Here is a 3,272-nt window from a genome sequence, read left to right as displayed (position 1 = left end):
CGAAGCTGAACGATCCGGTCCACAACCTCGGCGGTCACCCGGTGTGGGCTGGTCAGCGGTGCGCGGGAGCGTGGTTCGACAGCGTCGAGTCCGGCGTCTCGGTAACGGGCCAACAGTCGATGCAGATGGCGGCGTGAGAATCCGTACTCGGCTGCCGCCGCGGTCACGGTCAGCTGCTTGGACACGATCTTCAACACGGCGACACGAGCACGAGACATAAACCCGACTGTGACGGATGTCCCGACTCATCAGGGACCTATCAACTGTGACCTATCTCCTGAACCCAGACACCCCATTCTCCGCCAAATTCCTGCACTCCCCGGGCTCCCGCGGGGCGTCCGTCCTCGTCGCGGTTCGACCACCTCCGAAGTGGGGTGCCGTGTCCCCCAAAATGCCGCTACCGGGCTGCCGCCCGATAGGTCAGGCTCGAGAGGTAGAGGGGAATCAATGGAACAGGAGTCCGTCGTGATGACGAAGAGCGTGGTGCTGCGCCCGCACGCCCACCTGTTCACACGCGGGATCGTCGCGGTGCTCGCATTGACGACGCCGGTGTTCGCCGTGCTCTACTGGCTGACCTTCCCCGACGGCAGCTGGCCACTGGTCCTCGCGATTCACATCATCGCCGTGGTCGCGACCGTGCTCGCCGTCTTCGCATTCTTCGGGACGACCATCCAGCTCCTCCCCGACACCGTCCGCGAACGCGGGTTCTTCGGGCGCGTGACGGACATCCGGCCGGGGATGGTCGGGTCGGTCGTGCTGCTCGATCTCTACGAGGGCAGCACGCTGGACACGCTCCCCCAGCTGTTCGTGACGGACGTCGATGGGCGCCTCCTGCTGCGACTCCGCGGGCAGTTCTGGTCGCGAGAAGACATGGAACGGGTCGCCGACCAGCTCGACGTGCCGGTGACGTTGCGTCGGGAGTCGATGACTCTGACCGAGCTGCGCCGCGACTCCCCAGAACTGTTGTACTGGTTCGAGCGTTTCCCCCGCGTAGGGCGCGGGTAACGGCACAGTCCGGATGCACGTTCAGCATGATGCCCCGACCGGGGCCGACGCGCTGCTGGCTCCGTACCTGCGGCGCTGGGAACTCATTTCCGACGGTCCGTCGTTCACTACTGCCACGAGCGTTCTCCTACCCGTTATCTCCCGGGGCCGCGCGGCCATCCTGAAGGTCGCCACCGAGCGCGAGGAGGAGCTGGGCGGCCACCTCATGGTCTGGTGGAACGGCCGCGGATCAGCCCGTGTGTACGAGCACGACGGGCCGGCGATCGTCCTCGAGCGCGCGCAGGGCACGCGGTCGCTCACCACGATGGCGGCTGCGGGCATGGCGCTCGACGACACTGCCACGCGGGTGCTATGCACAGTGGCGTCGACCCTGCATGCGGTGGGCGGGGAGCCACCGGACGGCCTCGTCGGGCTCGACCGCTGGTTCCAGGAGCTCTTCGTGCACGCCGAGACGCGCGGCGGATTCTTCGCCGGCGCGGCATCCGTCGCCCGCGACCTGATCGGCGACCAGCGCGAGCAGGTCGTCCTTCACGGCGACGTGCACCACGGCAACGTGCTCGACTTCGGTGCTGATGGATGGGCGGCTATCGACCCGAAGCACGTCACCGGCGATCGCGCGTTCGATTTTGCGAACATCTTCTGCAATCCGGATGCCCGCATCGCGCTCGCACCGGGCAGGCTCGAACGGCAGCTGGCGATCGTCTGCGAGCAGACGGGGATCGAACGGGAACGCATGACCGCCTGGATCGTCGCCTGGTGCGGGTTGTCTGCGGCGTGGGGCGAGCGCTCCGACGGGGACGCCGGACACGCGCTGGAGGTCGGGCTCATCGCCGAACGGATGCTCGGCCGGTCGTCCGGCTAGCCGGCGAGCCGGTCCTCCATTCCCCAGGGCTGGCCGTAGCCGCCCTCAGCTTCAGGGCGTGCCATCAGGTCGAGGTACGGCTTGGCGTCGAACGCTTCCGGCCCGAGCACGCCGACCCCCGACCAGACCCCCGTCGCGAGGAGTTCGAGCGCGATCACCGGGTTGAGCGCGGTCTGCCAGACCACGCACTGGCTGTCGTATTCGCGCATCGTCCACTCGTTGTCGCTGACGTGGTAGAGGTACACCTCACGCGGCGACCCGTCCACTCCTGTTCCGGTCGCCCACACGCCTGCACACGTCTTGCCGGTCATCCGCGGGCCGATCGTCGCGGGGTCGGGTAGCGCTGCGGCGACGACGTCACGGGGAGCGACATGGACCGGGCCGTCTTCGCTGCGCACCCGGATGGGGACGGTCGAGTCGAGGCCGAGCTGGTGGAGCGTTCGCAGGATGTTGATGAACTCGACGCCGAGCCCGTATTTGAAGGTCACGCGCTTCGCGTCGATCCAGCGCGGCATGAGCAGCACTTCTTCGTGTTCGACGTTGACGCACTCCACCGCGCCGATGCCTTCGGGGAACGTGAACACCTCGGGCTCGCTGAACGGAGGCGTCGTGTACCAGCCCGCGTCCTTCTCGAAGACCACCGGTGGGTTGAGGCATTCCTCGATGGTGGTCCAGATGCTGAACGAGGGGGCGAAGACCTCGTGGCCGTCGGCATCGCGGACGATGAGGTTCGCGCCGTCGCGCGTGCCCAGTTCGTCGAGCTCGCTGAAGAGGTGGTCGGCGGCGTAGCGCGCGAACACGTCGCTGAGGCCGGGCTCGACCCCCATCCCGACGAGGGCAAGCCGGCCTGCGGTCTCCCAGTCGCTGCGCTGGGCGAACTGGTCGTCGCCGAGCTTCACTCCCGTCTTCGAATACGGATCGGTCGGATGCGGTTCCGAGAGGCTCATGGCCATGTCGAGGTAGTCCGCCCCTGCGGCGAGTGCGCCGGCGAAGATCGTGGGCACGAACTTCGGCTCGACGGCGTTCATCACGTGCGTGGCGCCGTGCTCGCGAGCGACCCGCTCGACGCCGTCCGGGTCGGATGCGTCGATCGAGGCGGCCGTGAACCGCGCGGCGATGTCCGGGCCGTGTTTCGCCGCGATCCACGCGATCGTCCTCTCAGCCCGCGCGATGTCGTAGTCGCTGACCACCAGGTGCTCGTAGAACGCGCGCCGCGCGGCGATCTTCGCAATGGCGTCTCCGACGCCGCCGGCACCGACCAGGAGGATTCTCATGGTCGCCACCCTACCCTCGCGCACAGACACCTCTCATTCCGTCGAGAGTCGCCGTTCGCGCCGAGGATCACCGGTGTGCCGGGGCCCACGGGGGCGAAACGCGACACGCGGCGAAGATCCGGGGGAGGCGC

4 protein-coding genes are annotated in these 3,272 nt (G+C 67.9%); 2 read left to right on the top strand and 2 right to left on the bottom strand.

From position 1 onward, the window contains the following. On the bottom strand, positions 1 to 218 hold a 218-nt coding region (locus G3T36_RS19035; RefSeq protein ID WP_163291430.1), incomplete at its 3' end, for a helix-turn-helix domain-containing protein. A 229-nt stretch (positions 219 to 447) separates the two neighbouring features. Between G3T36_RS19035 and G3T36_RS19030 the strand changes: the two genes are divergently transcribed. Together G3T36_RS19030 and G3T36_RS19025 are read left to right on the top strand one after the other, a co-directional pair. Further along, positions 448 to 1,005 carry a hypothetical protein gene (locus G3T36_RS19030; RefSeq protein WP_163291429.1) on the top strand — a complete coding sequence of 186 codons (558 nt, stop codon included), beginning with the start codon at positions 448 to 450 and terminating at the stop codon, positions 1,003 to 1,005. 13 nt (positions 1,006 to 1,018) lie between these two features. Continuing rightward, entirely contained in the window at positions 1,019 to 1,867 is an 849-nt protein-coding gene (locus G3T36_RS19025) for an aminoglycoside phosphotransferase family protein (protein ID WP_163291428.1), read from the top strand. Here G3T36_RS19025 and G3T36_RS19020 read toward each other — a convergent pair. After that, positions 1,864 to 3,141: a saccharopine dehydrogenase family protein gene (locus G3T36_RS19020; RefSeq protein WP_163291427.1), complete on the bottom strand. Its 1,278-nt coding sequence runs from the start codon at positions 3,139 to 3,141 to the stop codon at positions 1,864 to 1,866. The two genes, G3T36_RS19025 and G3T36_RS19020, sit on opposite strands and share 4 nt — an antisense overlap. Between the last annotated feature and the right edge of the window lie 131 nt (positions 3,142 to 3,272).

The sequence above is a fragment of the Leifsonia tongyongensis genome (assembly GCF_010686705.1).
In the GTDB taxonomy this organism is placed as follows: Bacteria; Actinomycetota; Actinomycetes; order Actinomycetales; family Microbacteriaceae; genus Diaminobutyricibacter; species Diaminobutyricibacter tongyongensis.
Note: the sequence above shows the minus strand (reverse complement) of the source record. Positions and strands in the feature narration are given on the sequence as shown.

Bases quoted from the DNA above. Each gene is read 5' to 3' on its own strand.
- G3T36_RS19030 (WP_163291429.1), top strand. From the start codon at position 448: ATGGAACAGGAGTCCGTCGTGATGACGAAGAGCGTGGTGCTGCGCCCG.
- G3T36_RS19025 (WP_163291428.1), top strand. From the start codon at position 1,019: ATGCACGTTCAGCATGATGCCCCGACCGGGGCCGACGCGCTGCTGGCT.
- G3T36_RS19020 (WP_163291427.1), bottom strand. From the start codon at position 3,141: ATGAGAATCCTCCTGGTCGGTGCCGGCGGCGTCGGAGACGCCATTGCG.